Raw genomic sequence first — 15,287 nt, 5'->3', positions numbered from 1 at the left:
ATGCAAAACAATCGATGAAGTGCACCTGGGATTGTATTTTTGCCCCCTATGCGAACAAAATCCCTTCATCCCAAGCGAATTAATGTTGTGACACTGGGTTGCAGCAAAAACACCTATGACTCCGAAGTCTTGGTTGGTCAATTGGAAGCCAATGGCAAGGAAGTCGTTCACGAAGGGGAGGGAGATGTTGTTGTGGTGAATACCTGTGGCTTTATTGCCAATGCCAAAGAAGAAAGCGTCAACACCATCTTGGAGTACGCTCGCCAAAAGGAGGAAGGACGCATAGAACAACTTTTTGTTACCGGATGTCTCAGTGAGCGATACAAACCAGACCTTGAAAAAGAAATCGATGAAGTAGATGCCTTTTTTGGGACCCGTGATTTGCCTCAGCTCCTTCAGGCCTTAGGGGCAGATTACAAACACGAGCTCATCGGAGAACGCAAGACGGCCACTCCCGCTCATTACGCTTATCTCAAGATTGCTGAAGGCTGCGATCGACCCTGTTCTTTTTGTGCTATCCCGTTGATGCGAGGAAAACACAGAAGTACACCTATAGAAGATCTGGTTACGGAAGCCCAGAAATTAGCTTCAAAAGGGGTAAAGGAGTTGATCCTAATCGCACAGGATTTGACCTATTATGGTCTTGATTTGTACAAGAAAAGAGCCTTGGCGGAACTACTGGAAGCTTTGGTGAATGTAGAAGGCATTGAGTGGATACGTCTGCATTATGCCTTTCCGACTGGATTTCCTATGGAAGTCCTAGAGGTCATGAAAAGAGAACCCAAGATTTGTAACTACATTGATATTCCGCTTCAACACATCGCTGACCCTATTCTAAAAAGTATGAGGCGAGGAACGACCAAGGCCAAAACCACTAAGCTTTTGGAGGAGTTTAGAGCGGCGGTTCCCGACATGGCTATTCGTACGACCCTCATTGTGGGTTATCCTGGCGAAACCGAGGAGGATTTTCAGACCTTGTACGATTGGGTAAAAGAGATGAAGTTCGAGCGACTGGGTTGTTTTACCTACAGCCACGAGGAGCAAACCCATGCCTATTCTCTGGAGGATGATGTGCCTGAAGAGGTCAAATTGGAGCGAGCCAATGCCATCATGGAATTGCAAGCCGGTATTTCTTGGGAATCAAACCAACAACACATCGGCAAGACTTACCGCTGCCTGATCGACAGAAAGGAAGGGAATTATTTTATTGGTCGTACGGAGTACGATTCTCCTGAAGTGGATAATGAAGTCCTTGTTGACGCCACCCAACACTTTTTGCGCATCGGATCTTTCGTCGATTTGAAAATTATATCAGCAACTGATTTTGACTTACAGGCGGAGCCTGTAGATTGAGCTTAGGGAATAATGGTCTGCGCTAGCAGCTGATCCACACTGGCCTCTTCACTACCTCCTTCGGGTTCTAAGGTGACATTCAAGGAACTTGCCTCGGGCAAATACGTCATGGCTTGCCAGTCTCCCTCAGGCTTGACAACACCCATCGAGACCATGTGGTCATCTACGTCGCCCCACATTTGGTAACTACGGCCTTCCGGTGGAGAAGGAATGTCAGCGGTATTGATCCACACCTGTCCGCTGGCTTCATCGAGGTAGGCGACGATTTTAAAGGAAGTGAGGCGTTGGTTTCCACGCAAAAATACGGGTACAACTTCCGGGGAAGCGACTCGTTCCAGGATCACTTCTTGCTCTAAGTTCTTAGAGCGTATTTCTTCCAATTCGGATCGGACAAAGAGGTTGTCTTGCTGTAGAATTTCGAGTTCTTCTTGGGTACTTTGCCACCGTAAAAAGAGACTAAAGGCGGTGATGGCGAAAAGCAAAGCCAGCGACGCTGCAGCCCAAAGATCTGGCCTATAGGGAAGGCGTACCTTAGGTTGTTCAATGGCTTTCTTTAAATTCTCTCTAATATGAGCGGGAGGTTCAATGGCATTATCCATGGCCATTTTTTCAAAATCCGCTTCCAGGGTGTTCAATGTATTGCGCAAGCCCAGGTCTCTGGACAAGAGGGATTCCAAGGCCTCCATCTTTTCGGAATCGAGTTCTCCGAGAAGATAGGCTTCCAAATACCCTTGTTCTATTGCTTCTTCTTTCGTCATAGCCCTAACCAATGGTTCATAAATAACAGTGCGCATCCGGTTATCTTATAACCTTCCCGCAATTGCTTAAGCGCCTGTCTGATATACGATTTGAAGGTTCCCAGCGGTACGCCCATTTCTTCGTGGGCCTCTCGGTGGGTAAATCCTTGAAAGTATACCAGAGAAATCGCTTGTCGGTGATGGGGTTCCAGGCTGTTGATTTGGCCGTTTAAACGCTGGACATCCCATGGCTCTTCCTCTTCTTTTCTATCCTTATATACACTTAAATCCTCGCTTTGGATGAGCAAGGACTCTTTTCTCATGGCATTTAAGGTGGTATTTCGTGCAATTCGATAGGCCCAGGTATAAAAACGGCCCTTATCAGGATGGTACTGGTCTATTTTATTCCAGATCTTAAGGAAACTCTCTTGGAGGAGCTCTTCCGCCAGACCCGAATCCTTGCACATGCGAATGATGACCCCGTAAAGGGCTCCTGAGTACTTCTCGTATAAGGCGTAGAGGGCTTTTTGGTCCCTTTGCTGAACGCCGATAATGAGTGCTTTATCGTTAGTGTCTGCTTTCATCCGCTCTGTTAAAGATATGATAAAAAAGATCAGGCTTCATCCAAAGGGGAGATGTCGGGGTAAATAGGGTAAGCGCGCAAATTTTAATTCTAAAACATTTTAAATCTTAAAAAGAAATCAAGACATGAAAAAAATAGTTTTTATTCTAAGTGCAGTAGCCCTAATGATGAGTGTTCAAACAACACAGGCTCAGAAAGCAAAATCCATTGTAGACATCGCGGTATCTGTTGACGACTTTTCCACTTTAGTAACCGCTCTAAAAGCTGCTGATCTCGTTCCTGCTTTGCAAGGAGACGGACCATTTACCGTATTTGCTCCAGTCAATAGCGGCTTTGCAAAAATTGATTCCAAGACCCTAAATAGCCTTTTGCAACCTAAAAACAAAAGCGCACTAGCCGGAATCTTGACCTACCACGTTGTGGCCGGAAAAGTAACCGCTACCGATGTTGTTGCTGCTTTGAAAAAAGGAAAAGGGAGTGCAAGTCTGACAACCCTCAATGGAGCGCGACTGACCGCTGTTCAAAAGGATGGAGGAATCTACTTGAAAGACAGCAAGGGCAATTACAGCAAGATTGCCAAAACGGACGTGATGGCATCTAATGGTGTAATTCACATCATCGAAGATGTGGTAATGCCCAACTAATGTTAGATGAATGAGGATTTGAAGAAAGCCACTTCCGAAAGGGGGTGGCTTTTTTTAATAGACCACGGCTTTGAGGTGGTCCATTAGTTTAAAGAGATCCTTGCTCATACCAGCGTTGATACTGTAGCCTTTATCCCCGAAAAGGCTTAGGATTTGAATAATGGTTTTTTCGACCAGATTCATCTCGAGCAGAATACTTTGGATATTTTTCATACTCCATTCCGGAAAGCGTTTTTCATCGATTTGCTCCTGTGTTGCGCACAAAAAGTCAGGGCGCGGGTCGTCACGCATAATCTCTAGAAGTGGGTCGACCAATTCGGCTTCCCCTTCGAGGTATCGCAAAAAGTGATTGCCATCAAAATACAACTAGCCGCTAATGCCCAACTTAGTGTTATTGGCCAAAGACTTTTCTTCAATTTGTTGGAGTTTCTCTTTTTCAAATTTTTGTGTTGCTCGACTGAGGTAAAGAACCGCTTTCATGAAAATAAGATTTCACCATAAAAAATAGGTAAATTCTTACTTATTACCCTCTTCTTTTTGCAATCGGTACAGCTCGCGACCTAGTGCCGCTAAAAAAGGAATTCCAATTTCGTCGTACTCATATTGATCGTCATTAAAAACACCATCTTTGTTGACCAAGATGGTGGCGTGAAGCAGAAAGGCTACACCTTCCTTTTGGTTGACGATATAGGCGGTGTCCGTCAAGGTTCCGTAGGCGTAGCCACTTTATTGTAGATCTTGAAGTCTGTTGGAATCACGTCTTCTGAGTCTCCAAAGAGAAAGAATTTCACGTAGCCGTCGTAGAATTCCTCCGGATCATAGCCTTGCTCTCGAGGCAATTTGCTCATCGTATGGAGTAGGTACTCCCTTTGACTTTCGCTGATTTGTAAGCGGTCCTTTTCTTCAAAGGCCTCTGGAAAAATGACTCGTTTAAGTAAAGCGTTCTGTGCCGAAATCGGGAAGTAGTTTTTACGGCTAAAATCAAACGCCTCGTCGATTTTTTCACTACCGGTCATAAACCCAATGCCTTTGGTCATTCCTTTTAGTTTTAAGGCTTCAATCGGGCTATTTTCTATCGCTCTTGTTGCCGTACTCTCTTCATTTTGTCCCAACAGGAGAAGTGGGCGTGTGATCAGCGTGTCGGCCAGGGCGGTCGATAGGCGGTGAGCAATCCGGATGGGACTTACTCCACGTTCCCTAAGTTGGGCATTGATGCCATCCTGACCTACGTATTCAAAGAGCCTGTTATTGGCGTGGTTATCGCTGATTGCGAAAACAGCGCGGATATCATCGGCAAAGCTCGCCTCCAAACTGTCTCCTTCTATGTAATAGCGTTGATGTATATCGATGTCCTGTTGATTTAATTTTTCGAGAGCAGCCACGGCTACCGCGAATTTGACTGTGCTGGCCGGGTAAAAGTAGACGGAATCATCAACCTGATAATCGATATCTTCAAATCGAACCTGTTCTCCCGCTTTGATGGTTTGACTCAATCGAATTTGAAGCTCATATTTTTCGGGATTTGCCATGACCCTGGCGATCGCAGGATCATCTGAACTTAAGGCCTTTTCCAGAATGGTTTGGGCTTGTTCTTCTTGTTGACAAGCTCCTCCAATAAGCAAAACCGCAAGTAGGAGAATAGATTGTAGAGATGCTCTTTTCATGCCGATGGTGTTTCGACCCATTCCGCTCGATGGGGCTTCAGCTCGTTTTTCACTTGTTCTAAATCCTCGGTGCCGATAATCAGGAAAGCGATGGCGATCATATCGGATCGAATTTCAGACCCATGACCGTGCGACTTAAGTGTGTTTCCTTTCAGATACTCCTCTAAGTGAATCACAAAGTGTTCGGCCGTTTTTTGAGAGGCCGGTCCCCTAAAATCCCAGATCACTTTTAGCTTCTTTGACATGGGAGGCTCTAGTTGTTCTCAGCGAAAGACTTGAAATCCTCCAGGTACTTCTGCGATTGCTTTCTAAATACATTAGGTACTAGCCAGCTCATCAAGCGAAGTCCAGGTTTATCAAATTTGAATTCACTCACAGAAGTCCATTGGGTTTTGTTTCCTTCTACCGTGGTGAAGTAATTCTTCTGGATATTGTGAACCCCTTTGGCTTCATAAGTACTATGGAACTCGTTGGGCAATTGTTTTTTAATAATGGTTTCGACCATATCGATTTTGCGTCTCCCCATCTTGTAGTGCAGGTTCATTTGGGCGCCTTCCTGCCCAGCAGCTCCTTGAAGATGCTCATAAGATTCCAACCCTTCTTGCCAGTGTTTCATGTTTTCGGGGTTGTCCAATTTAGCGATGCATTCTTCCAGCGGTAAATCGATAATTACTTGAGTGGTGTATTTCATTCCGTTGGCATTTGAAAGCAAGATATAAATTATTAGATGAGCGGCTATAAAAAATCTGTTAAGGGCGGCCTCAGGCCTTGCGTGGCCCAGACTTATTCCTATTTTTGCTTAATGCTTTCGGATCGAAATCTCTTTGTCGTTTTTTGGCTGATGGTGCTACTGACAGTACCCAGCTGTGATTCGTTTTTTAAAGAGGAGTTCGAACAAGTTCCTCTAGCCAGAGTAGGAAATGCTTATCTCTATAAAAATGAGGTAGAGTTGGCTATTCCAACGGTCATGAGCTCGGCAGATAGCGCAGCCTTTATTACGGACTACATTAATAGATGGGCATCTAAGGAGCTCTTACTCACTCGTTCCAAGATCAACCTACCTGATGAGACCCTGAACGAATTCGATCGTTTGGTGGCGGATTACCGTGCTGAGCTTTACACGCGTGCTTATGTGGATGAGTTGACCCGGCAGATGAATGATTCCGCGGTGACCACCAAAGAATTATTGAAATTCTACAATGCGCAGAAAGAGAACTTTAAGCTGAACGAGAAAATTTATCAATTACGCTTCATTGGTTTACCACCCACCTTCCTTAACCCCGACTTGGTTGAGGATAGAATGAAGCGTTTTGAACAGGAAGACGCCCGATACCTGGATTCTATTTCTGTCCACTTTAAAAAAGCGCATTTCAATGACAGTATTTGGGTGAGCGCTTCCCAATTGATGATGGAAATACCCCCGTTGAACTACAAGAATCAAGATTCTTACTTAAAAAAATCAAAATTCTTTGAAATCAAGGACAGTACGGGTGTATATTTCGGCCGTGTAATGGCCTCTATGGATGTCAACGATCAAGCTCCGTTCACCTATGTAATCCCTGATTTAAAGGAGATTATCTTGAACAGAAGACGACTGGACTACGTCCGGCAAATCGAAGCAGACATTCTTTCTGAGGCCACCAAAAAGAATGAATTTGAGAATTATCAAGAGAAACAAGAGTAAGGTACTAAGCGGTACTTTATTGTTGTTCAGCCTGCTTGCAGGTTATGCACAAGAGAACTCCCCAGCAGATTCCACAGCAACAACTCCGGTGAGTAAAGACTCCCTTGCTTTAGCCCAGTCCATTATGCAAAAAAGCGCCGCCCTGCCGGCCGACACCACAACGGCACGCATCATGCGTACCAAAGTTGATGGGGTAGCGGCAGTTGTTGGAGATTACGTTATCCTCAATTCTGATATTGATAAGCTGCTTGCTGATATCGAGAACCAGGGAGGTTCTACACAAGACATTACAACCTGCCAGTTGCTTGGTAAACTCATGGAAGATCGTTTGTATGCTCACCAGGCCATTCAGGATAGCCTTTTGGTTTCTGATGCGCAGGTGTACGGGACCAGTGATCGTCAGGTACAACAATTGATTTCTCAGGTAGGCTCCTTAGAAAAGGTCCTGAAGTTCTACCAAAAACCCGATTTGGTTAGTCTTAAAGAAGAGCTCAATGAAATCAACCGTTTGCGTTTGCTCTCTGACAATATGAAGCAGAATATTATCGAAGAACTTGAGGTTACTCCAGAGGAGGTGCGCGAGTTTTTCTATGGTATTCCGGAGGAGGAGCGCCCTGTTTTTGGCGCTGCACTTTCTATTGCTCAAATTGTCAAATCTCCTCAACCACCGGAAGAAGAAAAGCAGAAGGTGATCAATCGCCTTTTAAAGATTAAGCAGGATATTGAGGAATTGGGTTCCAGCTTTAGTATTAAAGCGGTATTGAATTCAGATGACGAGGGGTCCAAAGACAACGGGGGCTTGTATGCAGGGATCACCCGAGAAACCCCCTTCCTAAAGGAGTTTAAGGATGTCGCTTTCAGTATAAAAGAAGGAGAGGTCAGTGAGCCCTTTGAAACGATTTATGGCTACCACATCTTGACAGTAGACAAGATCCGAGGTCAAGAAAGAGATGTGCGCCATATCTTGATTCGTCCAGATGTGCCGGACGATGTTATTCGCGAAGCCAAAATGGAATTGGATTCTATTCGCCAGCAAATCCTGGACGGAAAACTCGATTTCCAGGAAGCCGCCCGAAAGTACTCAGACGAGAAGGAAACCAGTGGTGATGGAGGTCAATTGCGTAACCCAATAGATTTTTCCGATCGCTTCGAGTTGACCAATATGGACCCGAAACTCTATAATCAGGTCCGAAATTTAAAAGACAACGAAATCAGCTACCCCCTAACCCAGGAAGACCCTCGAGGAGGGCCGCCACAATTCAAGATCATGCAGATCACCAACCGCTTTGACGAGCACAAGGCTGATTTTGCCCAGGATTATTTGAAAATCCAGGAGCTGGCTTTGAGGGAGAAGCAGGTCAGGGTGATCAGTAAATGGATCGCTAAGACTATTGAAGACTCCTACGTACAGGTAAATAAGGAGTTTAAAGACTGTGATTTTGCCAACAAGTGGGTAAAGGAGTAGGCTTATGTCAGAGAAAGAAGCAGTAGTTAGACTCGGCGATAAACACAAAGCATTACGACAAGAAATCGGGAAGGTGATCATCGGACAAGAAGCCGTGATCGAGCAAATACTCCTTTCTATCTACGCTGGAGGACACTCCTTACTCATTGGGGTCCCTGGATTGGCGAAGACCTTGATGGTAAACACCATTGCCCAGACACTGGGGTTGAATTTTAAACGGATTCAGTTTACTCCGGATCTTATGCCTTCCGATATAGTCGGAAGCGAAGTGCTTGACAACGATCGTAATTTCAAGTTCATTAAAGGCCCTGTGTTTGCCAATATTATTTTGGCGGATGAGATCAACAGAACTCCACCCAAAACCCAAGCGGCCCTTTTGGAAGCTATGCAGGAAAAGGCGGTAACCATTGCGGGCCAGACCCATACTTTGCCCAATCCATACTTTGTGTTGGCTACTCAAAACCCGATTGAGCAGGAGGGTACTTATCCTTTGCCGGAAGCACAATTAGATCGCTTTATGTTCGCCATCGAATTGGATTACCCTTCGGTGGAAGAAGAAATTGAAGTGGTTAAAGCCACAACAAAGGAGCAGAACAATGAGGTCAAGGCTATTTTTACAGCTCAGGAAATCCAAGAAATTCAGCAGTTGGTTCGCCGTATTCCGGTAGCCGATAATGTTGTAGAGTTTGCTGTTCGACTGGTGAGTCGTTCCCGTCCGGGATTGTCTTCTGCCAGCCCTTTTGTTCGGGACTATTTGGACTGGGGTGCCGGACCCAGAGCCTCCCAAAACCTGATCCTCGGCGCCAAAGCGCACTCGCTCATCAATGGTAAGTTTTCACCGGATGCGGAGGACGTAAGGGCTGTTGCACTAGGAATATTAAGACACCGTATCCTCAAAAACTATAAGGCCGAAGCGGAAGGAATTACCGATGCCCGTATAGTAGAGGAATTGATGTCTTAAGGGGGATCTAATTGAGAAAGAGTCTAAACGGTCTTTCGGCCCCATTTTCGTAATTTTGCAATTATTCAAAAACCACAATAAACTATAAATCCATATGGCTTTCGATATTGATGTAATCCGGAAGGTATACTCTCAAATGGGAGAACGTGTTAATGCCGCCAGAGAATTGGTGGGTAAACCCCTCACATTGGCTGAAAAGATTCTTTACAGCCACCTTTGGGGAGGAACCCCGAATACTGTTTTTGAGCGAGCCATGGATTATGTTGATTTTGCACCGGACCGTGTGGCCTGTCAAGATGCAACCGCACAGATGGCTCTTTTGCAGTTCATGCATGCCGGAAAGCCAAAAGTTGCTGTTCCAACGACCGTTCACTGTGATCACTTGATTCAGGCAAAAGTTGGAGCGGAAGCGGATTTGAAACGAGCCAACCAAACCAGTAATGAGGTTTTTGATTTCTTGGAATCGGTTTCCAATAAGTACGGAATTGGCTTCTGGAAGCCGGGAGCCGGTATCATCCACCAGGTTGTTCTAGAAAATTACGCCTTCCCTGGAGGGATGATGATTGGTACGGATTCCCATACCGTGAATGCCGGAGGATTAGGAATGATTGCCATCGGTGTTGGTGGTGCTGACGCTGTAGATGTAATGGCTGGGATGCCTTGGGAGCTTAAATTCCCAAAACTCATTGGAGTGAAATTAACCGGAAGCCTTTCTGGATGGACTGCTCCTAAAGACGTTATTCTTAAAGTGGCTGAAATCCTAACTGTAAAGGGAGGAACTGGAGCCATTATTGAATATTTTGGCGAAGGAGCCCTGTCCATGTCTTGTACTGGAAAAGGAACCATCTGTAATATGGGTGCAGAAGTGGGAGCGACCACGTCTACTTTCGGGTACGATGAGTCTATGGATCGCTACCTTCGAGCTACTGACCGTGCGGATGTTGCTGATGCTGCCAATCAAGTGAAGGAACACCTGACCGGAGATGCGGAAGTTTACGCCAATCCTGAGCAGTATTTCGATCAAGTCATTGAAATTGACCTATCGACCCTGGAGCCGCATTTAAACGGACCTTTTACTCCGGACTTAGCGACACCCATCTCTAAAATGTCGGAAGCGGCAAAGAATAACGACTGGCCTTTGCAAGTAGAGGTCGGACTAATCGGTTCTTGTACCAACTCTTCCTACGAAGATATCTCTCGTGCGGCCAGTTTGGCCAAGCAGGTTGCAGATAAGAACCTGATAACAAAATCAAAATTTACGATTACTCCGGGTTCAGAGCAGGTGCGTTACACTATCGAAAGAGACGGTCTTATTGACACCTTTGACAAGATTGGCGCAACGGTATTTGCGAATGCTTGTGGACCTTGTATCGGAATGTGGGATCGCTACGGAGACAAAGCGGCCGACGGACCTCGCAATACGATTGTTCACTCGTTTAACCGAAACTTTGCTAAACGTGCTGACGGAAACCCCAATACCCTGGCCTTTGTCGGATCACCTGAATTAGTTACTGCCATTGCCATTGCTGGACGACTTGATTTTAACCCTCAAACGGATACCCTGATCAACGAAGCAGGAGAAGAAGTGAAATTGGATGAGCCACGAGGCTATGAATTACCACCAGAAGGATTTGCCGTGGAGGATGCTGGTTTTATCGCCCCGATGGAAGATGGAAGTGGTGTACAAGTTGTTGTCTCTCCCAGTTCAGAACGTTTGCAATTGTTGGATCCATTCATTCCAATTGCTCCAGATAGCTTGCAGGGGATGAAATTGCTTATTAAAGCCTACGGCAAATGTACCACCGACCACATCTCTATGGCCGGACCTTGGTTGCGCTACCGTGGTCACCTGGACAACATTGCCAACAATACCTTGATCGGAGCGGTTAATGCCTTCAACCAAAAAACCAACTTCGTCAAAAACCAATTAACAGGAGAGTATGGTGGAGTGCCTGATACCCAGCGCGAATACAAAGCTGCGGGTATCAAGACCTTGGTTGTTGGAGATCACAACTACGGCGAAGGTTCATCACGTGAGCACGCTGCAATGCAGCCTCGTCACTTGGGTGTAGCGGCAGTGCTGGTGAAGTCTTTTGCCCGTATACACGAAACCAACTTGAAGAAGCAAGGGATGTTGGGCTTGACTTTTGCCAATGAAGCGGATTACGATTTGATCCAAGAAGACGATACGATCGACTTCGTCGATATCCAAGACTTTACTCCTGGGAAACCCCTTCACATTCGATTCACACATGCTGATGGATCTGTTGATACCATTGAGGTCAATCACACCTACAATGAAGCGCAGATCAATTGGTTCAAAGAAGGGTCAGCCTTGAATGTGATCAAGAAGGAAAATGCGTAAAAAGACGCTACTTAATCTGCTGTTGATCCTCCTGATCGCGGTATTCTTTATTCCTCAACTCGGAGTGGGCTACTTTTTTAAGATCATGGCCAATAGAGCCTTTGCTTCCAGCCCGGAGATTATCCAGGCCAATAGCAGAGAGAAGATAGCAGATTATAACTGGCGATTAAAAGACGAGTCCTGGGATATATTCAGCTTTCAGCGTTCTGAAGGGAAGTGGATTTTCATCAACTTCTGGGCAAGCTGGAAGTTGCCCTCGGAAGCCGAAATGAATGGTATTGCGGAGTTCTACGAAAAGTATGGCTCCCAGATTGACTTCTATATCATAACCAACGAAGAGCGGCCGCCTGTTGAGGAATTCATGGAGCGGCACGAATACGATTTTCCGGTAACCTATCTGATTATAGGGGATCCTCGACCGATTGAGGAGGGGGAGGCAAAAGTTCCTTCTTCTTATCTCATCAGTCCTGAGGGAGAAATCGTAGTGCACACCGAAGGCATCGCCAAGTGGAATTCTGATGCTTTTTTTAAGGATATCGATACTCTGTTGGCAACGACTTCTGGTGAGTAAGCAGGTTACAACACTCCGTTTTTTTCGCTTTTCTGGCTGGGCCAAGTGGTGGGCTTTTGGGATGATGCAATTCGCGCACCGCCCCTTAAAAAAAGTACAAGGTCAACAGTTCTATAAACTCATGGGCAGCGGTAAACAAGCCTTTAATCCCTGGCCGGATTATACCACTTACGCCTTATTACAGGTTTGGGACTCCGATGAGGATGCCCGACGTTTTCATGCCCAGGCGGAGATCGCCAATCGCTATATCCGCAAATGCGATGGCACCTGGACTTTGTATATGAAGAATGTAATCAGTCGAGGCCTTTGGGATAAGAAGAATCCTTTTGAGAAGAGCTCCAGCCTTGACGAGAACAATCCGCTTTTGACGGTCATCACCCGTGCCACCATCAAGCTCAGTTTACTGCGGCGTTTTTGGAAACATGTTCCCTATTCGCAGGAGGGAATGGATCAGTACAAAGAGCTGAGGTACACCAAGGGGATAGGAGAGATTCCCTTTACCCAAATGGCCACCTTTTCTGTTTGGGAGTCCGTTGATGGACTTAACGCTTTCGCTTACCAACAGAAGAATCACGTGTCTGCGATAAAGCTGACGCGAGAACTCAATTGGTATAAAGAGGAACTGTTTAGTCGTTTTCAGCCTTACGATACGGAAGGCAATTGGCCAGAAACCCTCGAGTTGAAAGCATTAATAAACCAGGAATAAGGTTCCGAAAAAGAAGACCTGTGCCAAATAGAGGTGTAAGGAGATGGGGTAAGATCCTCTGTTGCCCGCTTTATCCCATAGCACTTGCAAACCGAAACCGAGTACGAACCAACTGATATAATTCTTTGCTGGTGGGTGAGGGTCGAAGGTCCAGAAATCAAAGAGGGGTGCCCACTGTTCCAGCAGAAAATCCAAGACCACCATAAGTGCCGCTCCCAAAGCCCATTGTGCCCAGTTGCTTTTTAACCATGGTTTTGCCATGGCCGAAGTGGCCAAGGTCAATAGGGCCCAATATAGACCGATGAGATAGGGCACGCCCTGAAACTTTGGACCAAAATTCGATCCGTAGCTGTAGTCCCCAAAGAACCATCCCCAGTGAACACCCATCCATTCCGCAGCCATTCCTAGACAAGCGATCAATAAAAAGACCAGGATGGATTGTTTTTTCTGTACAGGGTATAGCCATAAAAATACGGCCAGGCTTACGCTTAGATTAAGAGGTGTCTTTTCGATAAACCAATCGGTATGTCCCAAGCCTATTCCGATGACACCAGAGAGGTGGAATAACCAGAGGATTCCGATCCCGATCCAAGTTTTTTCAGTGTAGGTTGTACTCATGGCAATTAGGCGCTTATCGGATTGGGAGTTGGGATGAGGTCTGCGGTGATTCTGGCTGATAGTAAGCACAGAGGAATTCCTCCGCCGGGATGGACAGAGCCTCCACAAAAATGCAGATTTCTGATTTTGGAGCTGAAGTTCGGATGCCGTAAGAAGGCCGCCATTCGGTCGTTGCTCGCTGCTCCATAGAGTGCTCCGCGGTAAGAGGAGGTCGCGTCTTGAATACCCGGTGGGTCAAGGGTAAACTCTGTTTGTATGAGCGGTTCAATATCGCAACCCAAAACACGGCTAAGCTTTTCCAGAATATTTTTTCTGGCTTGTTGCTTGAGCTCTTCCCAATTTTGTCCGTAATCTCCGGGAGCATTGATCATCACGAACCAATTTTCACACCCAAGTGGTGCATCAGAGGCCTCTTCCTTGGAGGTTATATTGATGTAGACCGTTGGATCAGGATGCAGAGTTTTCTCCTCAAATAGGGCTTTAAATTCGCCTGGATAATCATCACTGAAGAGGATGTTGTGGAGGTCCAATTCCTGAAAACTCTTCTTTATGCCCCAGTAAAAGATTAAGGCAGAACTTGAACGTTCCTGTGCCAGTGTTTTTTCTGGTGCTTTTTGATCAGGCATCAGTTGGCGATAAGAAGGAAAGACATCCATATTGGACACTATTTTATCGGCTTCCACCTTGATCCCGTTTACTTGGATTCCGACGGCAATACCCTTTTCTACAAGGATGCGTTCAGCTTTTTGTTCAAAATGAAATAGAACGCCGAGTCTTTGTGCCAATTTCCAAAGGCTATAGGTTATAGAGTGCATCCCTCCCACCGGGGAATAGTTCCCAATTCCATTTCCAGATACGGAATTAGGGACATGATACCGGGTGTTTTGTAGGGAGAGGATCCGTTGTAAGTTGCGTAACGGTTAAAGAGTTGGTTCAGCTTTTCGGATTTCCAATAAGCCCTGTTGCTTTGGTCCAAGGTTTTGGTCAAATCAAATTGCGCCAGGTTGGCCAAGGCTTTCAGGGTATTTCTGCTCAGGTAGGTAGTCCATTTGTGCAGTGACTTCTCCAAAAACAGAGACTTGGTCAGCTCGTACTTGGATTTATTGCGTTTTAGGTAAGCCCTTAAATTTTCTGGTTTTACCGAGAAAGCATGGCTTGCTTCCAAAACAAATTGATCGACCTGAGCGGGAGCTTGAAAGCGCGTACCGTCTTCCCAAAAATAATGGCATACCGTTTCTTTTTGGGTGTACCGAAAATGATCTTCCGGAGATTCTCCGGCCAGTTCAAAGAGTTCGTTAACCAGATGAGGTAAAGTGAAAAGGGAAGGGCCTAAATCAAAGCGATAACCGTCTTGGGTCTGCTGATGTAGTTTTCCTCCGGGATAGGCGTTGGCTTCATAAACGTCAACCTGATAGCCCTTAATTTGTAAACGGATAGCCGTAGCCAGACCAGCAACACCTGCGCCGATCACCACCGCCCGTGGCATTAACGCTTAAAGTATTTTAAAGGAACCCAAAGCATCCCAAAGCATTCACCATCCTCTTTACCTAAATGCTTGTGGTGCATTTTATGAGCGCGACGTACCCCTCGGGCATACCAATTGTTCGCATTGCGGAACATCTTGAATCGCTGGTGAATAAAGATGTCGTGAACAAAGAAGTACGCTATTCCATAGGCCAAAATACCCAGTCCTAAAGGCCAACCGTACCAAAAGGAAGTATTGTCAGCGATCATGATCAAAGACATACTCAATACGGCATAAAAAATGAAGAAGGCATCGTTGCGTTCAAACCAAGAATCGTGATCTTTTCGGTGGTGATCTTTATGCAGCGACCACAAAAAGCCGTGCATAATGTACTTGTGGGTAAACCAAGCCATCCCTTCCATAACGGCGAAGGTGGCCAAAAAGATGAGGATCCCGATAAATATGGTCATG

Annotated in this window: 18 protein-coding genes and 1 pseudogene; 8 read left to right on the top strand and 11 right to left on the bottom strand. The window is 45.8% G+C overall.

The features are described 5' to 3' along the window. Positions 1 to 48 precede the first annotated feature (48 nt). Positions 49 to 1,353, top strand: coding sequence for a 30S ribosomal protein S12 methylthiotransferase RimO (gene rimO / locus BST99_RS07015; RefSeq protein ID WP_105001174.1), 1,305 nt, complete (start codon positions 49 to 51; stop codon positions 1,351 to 1,353). 2 nt (positions 1,354 to 1,355) lie between these two features. On the opposite strand, the gene BST99_RS07010 is transcribed toward rimO, so the two are convergent. Both BST99_RS07010 and BST99_RS07005 read right to left on the bottom strand, forming a co-directional pair. Further along, entirely contained in the window at positions 1,356 to 2,111 is a 756-nt protein-coding gene (locus BST99_RS07010) for an anti-sigma factor domain-containing protein (protein ID WP_181044177.1), read from the bottom strand. Further along, entirely contained in the window at positions 2,108 to 2,674 is a 567-nt protein-coding gene (locus BST99_RS07005) for an RNA polymerase sigma factor (RefSeq protein ID WP_105001172.1), read from the bottom strand. Before BST99_RS07005 ends, BST99_RS07010 begins: the two co-directional genes overlap by 4 nt. 124 nt (positions 2,675 to 2,798) lie before the next feature. Between BST99_RS07005 and BST99_RS07000 the strand changes: the two genes are divergently transcribed. Beyond that, positions 2,799 to 3,317 carry a fasciclin domain-containing protein gene (locus tag BST99_RS07000; protein WP_105001171.1) on the top strand — a complete coding sequence of 173 codons (519 nt, stop codon included), beginning with the start codon at positions 2,799 to 2,801 and terminating at the stop codon, positions 3,315 to 3,317. 54 nt (positions 3,318 to 3,371) lie between these two features. Here BST99_RS07000 and BST99_RS06995 read toward each other — a convergent pair. The 5 genes and pseudogenes from BST99_RS06995 to BST99_RS06975 form a co-directional block, all read right to left on the bottom strand. Continuing rightward, positions 3,372 to 3,797: pseudogene (locus BST99_RS06995) on the bottom strand (BLUF domain-containing protein). Positions 3,798 to 3,833: 36 nt separating this feature from the next. Then, positions 3,834 to 4,022, bottom strand: a complete 189-nt coding sequence (locus BST99_RS06990) for a hypothetical protein (protein WP_105001169.1) — start codon at positions 4,020 to 4,022, stop codon at positions 3,834 to 3,836. Then, complete coding sequence (locus tag BST99_RS06985) at positions 4,019 to 4,981, bottom strand: serine hydrolase (protein WP_181044175.1); 963 nt, start codon at positions 4,979 to 4,981, stop codon at positions 4,019 to 4,021. The genes BST99_RS06990 and BST99_RS06985 overlap by 4 nt, the downstream gene beginning before the upstream one ends. Further along, positions 4,978 to 5,226, bottom strand: coding sequence for a hypothetical protein (locus BST99_RS06980; protein ID WP_105001167.1), 249 nt, complete (start codon positions 5,224 to 5,226; stop codon positions 4,978 to 4,980). Before BST99_RS06980 ends, BST99_RS06985 begins: the two co-directional genes overlap by 4 nt. Positions 5,227 to 5,234: 8 nt before the next feature. Beyond that, positions 5,235 to 5,672 carry an SRPBCC family protein gene (locus tag BST99_RS06975; RefSeq protein ID WP_105002455.1) on the bottom strand — a complete coding sequence of 146 codons (438 nt, stop codon included), beginning with the start codon at positions 5,670 to 5,672 and terminating at the stop codon, positions 5,235 to 5,237. Positions 5,673 to 5,783: 111 nt separating this feature from the next. On the opposite strand from BST99_RS06975, the gene BST99_RS06970 reads away from it, so the two are divergent. The 6 genes from BST99_RS06970 to BST99_RS06945 all read left to right on the top strand — a co-directional run bounded on the left by BST99_RS06970 (position 5,784) and on the right by BST99_RS06945 (position 12,733). Continuing rightward, on the top strand, positions 5,784 to 6,665 hold the full coding sequence (locus tag BST99_RS06970) for a peptidylprolyl isomerase (RefSeq protein WP_105001166.1): 882 nt from the start codon (positions 5,784 to 5,786) through the stop codon (positions 6,663 to 6,665). Further along, complete coding sequence (locus tag BST99_RS06965) at positions 6,631 to 8,130, top strand: peptidylprolyl isomerase (protein WP_105001165.1); 1,500 nt, start codon at positions 6,631 to 6,633, stop codon at positions 8,128 to 8,130. Before BST99_RS06970 ends, BST99_RS06965 begins: the two co-directional genes overlap by 35 nt. A gap of 4 nt (positions 8,131 to 8,134) precedes the next feature. After that, positions 8,135 to 9,091: an AAA family ATPase gene (locus tag BST99_RS06960; RefSeq protein WP_105001164.1), complete on the top strand. Its 957-nt coding sequence runs from the start codon at positions 8,135 to 8,137 to the stop codon at positions 9,089 to 9,091. A gap of 94 nt (positions 9,092 to 9,185) precedes the next feature. Next, positions 9,186 to 11,456 (top strand): aconitate hydratase, encoded by a 2,271-nt coding sequence (locus BST99_RS06955; RefSeq protein WP_105001163.1) that lies wholly within the window; start codon positions 9,186 to 9,188, stop codon positions 11,454 to 11,456. Then, on the top strand, positions 11,449 to 12,027 hold the full coding sequence (locus BST99_RS06950; RefSeq protein ID WP_105001162.1) for a TlpA family protein disulfide reductase: 579 nt from the start codon (positions 11,449 to 11,451) through the stop codon (positions 12,025 to 12,027). The genes BST99_RS06955 and BST99_RS06950 overlap by 8 nt, the downstream gene beginning before the upstream one ends. Next, positions 12,020 to 12,733 carry a DUF3291 domain-containing protein gene (locus tag BST99_RS06945; protein WP_105001161.1) on the top strand — a complete coding sequence of 238 codons (714 nt, stop codon included), beginning with the start codon at positions 12,020 to 12,022 and terminating at the stop codon, positions 12,731 to 12,733. Before BST99_RS06950 ends, BST99_RS06945 begins: the two co-directional genes overlap by 8 nt. Here BST99_RS06945 and BST99_RS06940 read toward each other — a convergent pair. The 4 genes from BST99_RS06940 to BST99_RS06930 are packed head-to-tail and all read right to left on the bottom strand — an operon-like array spanning position 12,716 to position 15,286. Next, the gene (locus BST99_RS06940; RefSeq protein ID WP_105001160.1) at positions 12,716 to 13,351 is read right to left on the bottom strand and encodes a carotenoid biosynthesis protein; all 636 of its coding nucleotides are present in this window, start codon (positions 13,349 to 13,351) and stop codon (positions 12,716 to 12,718) included. The two genes, BST99_RS06945 and BST99_RS06940, sit on opposite strands and share 18 nt — an antisense overlap. 5 nt (positions 13,352 to 13,356) lie before the next feature. Next, positions 13,357 to 14,166: a phytoene desaturase family protein gene (locus BST99_RS14620; protein ID WP_394335606.1), complete on the bottom strand. Its 810-nt coding sequence runs from the start codon at positions 14,164 to 14,166 to the stop codon at positions 13,357 to 13,359. Continuing rightward, positions 14,154 to 14,837, bottom strand: coding sequence for a phytoene desaturase family protein (locus BST99_RS14615; protein WP_245916205.1), 684 nt, complete (start codon positions 14,835 to 14,837; stop codon positions 14,154 to 14,156). Before BST99_RS14615 ends, BST99_RS14620 begins: the two co-directional genes overlap by 13 nt. Beyond that, a complete protein-coding gene (locus tag BST99_RS06930) occupies positions 14,837 to 15,286 on the bottom strand; it encodes a sterol desaturase family protein (protein WP_105001159.1) in 450 nt (149 codons plus the stop codon). Before BST99_RS06930 ends, BST99_RS14615 begins: the two co-directional genes overlap by 1 nt. Position 15,287: the final 1 nt, after the last annotated feature.

It is taken from the genome of Aureicoccus marinus (genome assembly GCF_002954325.1).
Classification (GTDB): Bacteria; Bacteroidota; Bacteroidia; order Flavobacteriales; family Flavobacteriaceae; genus Aureicoccus; species Aureicoccus marinus.
Note: the sequence above shows the minus strand (reverse complement) of the source record. Positions and strands in the feature narration are given on the sequence as shown.

Excerpts from the sequence above, each read along its gene's own strand:
- BST99_RS06985 (WP_181044175.1), bottom strand. The coding sequence starts at position 4,981 with ATGAAAAGAGCATCTCTACAATCTATTCTCCTACTTGCGGTTTTGCTT.
- BST99_RS06930 (WP_105001159.1), bottom strand. The coding sequence starts at position 15,286 with ATGACCATATTTATCGGGATCCTCATCTTTTTGGCCACCTTCGCCGTT.
- BST99_RS06975 (WP_105002455.1), bottom strand. The coding sequence starts at position 5,672 with ATGAAATACACCACTCAAGTAATTATCGATTTACCGCTGGAAGAATGC.
- BST99_RS14620 (WP_394335606.1), bottom strand. The coding sequence starts at position 14,166 with ATGCACTCTATAACCTATAGCCTTTGGAAATTGGCACAAAGACTCGGC.
- BST99_RS06970 (WP_105001166.1), top strand. The coding sequence starts at position 5,784 with ATGCTTTCGGATCGAAATCTCTTTGTCGTTTTTTGGCTGATGGTGCTA.
- rimO (WP_105001174.1), top strand. The coding sequence starts at position 49 with ATGCGAACAAAATCCCTTCATCCCAAGCGAATTAATGTTGTGACACTG.
- BST99_RS06950 (WP_105001162.1), top strand. The coding sequence starts at position 11,449 with ATGCGTAAAAAGACGCTACTTAATCTGCTGTTGATCCTCCTGATCGCG.
- BST99_RS06955 (WP_105001163.1), top strand. The coding sequence starts at position 9,186 with ATGGCTTTCGATATTGATGTAATCCGGAAGGTATACTCTCAAATGGGA.
- BST99_RS06960 (WP_105001164.1), top strand. The coding sequence starts at position 8,135 with ATGTCAGAGAAAGAAGCAGTAGTTAGACTCGGCGATAAACACAAAGCA.
- BST99_RS14615 (WP_245916205.1), bottom strand. The coding sequence starts at position 14,837 with ATGCCACGGGCGGTGGTGATCGGCGCAGGTGTTGCTGGTCTGGCTACG.
- BST99_RS07005 (WP_105001172.1), bottom strand. The coding sequence starts at position 2,674 with ATGAAAGCAGACACTAACGATAAAGCACTCATTATCGGCGTTCAGCAA.
- BST99_RS07010 (WP_181044177.1), bottom strand. The coding sequence starts at position 2,111 with ATGACGAAAGAAGAAGCAATAGAACAAGGGTATTTGGAAGCCTATCTT.
- BST99_RS06965 (WP_105001165.1), top strand. The coding sequence starts at position 6,631 with ATGAATTTGAGAATTATCAAGAGAAACAAGAGTAAGGTACTAAGCGGT.
- BST99_RS06980 (WP_105001167.1), bottom strand. The coding sequence starts at position 5,226 with ATGTCAAAGAAGCTAAAAGTGATCTGGGATTTTAGGGGACCGGCCTCT.
- BST99_RS07000 (WP_105001171.1), top strand. The coding sequence starts at position 2,799 with ATGAAAAAAATAGTTTTTATTCTAAGTGCAGTAGCCCTAATGATGAGT.
- BST99_RS06940 (WP_105001160.1), bottom strand. The coding sequence starts at position 13,351 with ATGAGTACAACCTACACTGAAAAAACTTGGATCGGGATCGGAATCCTC.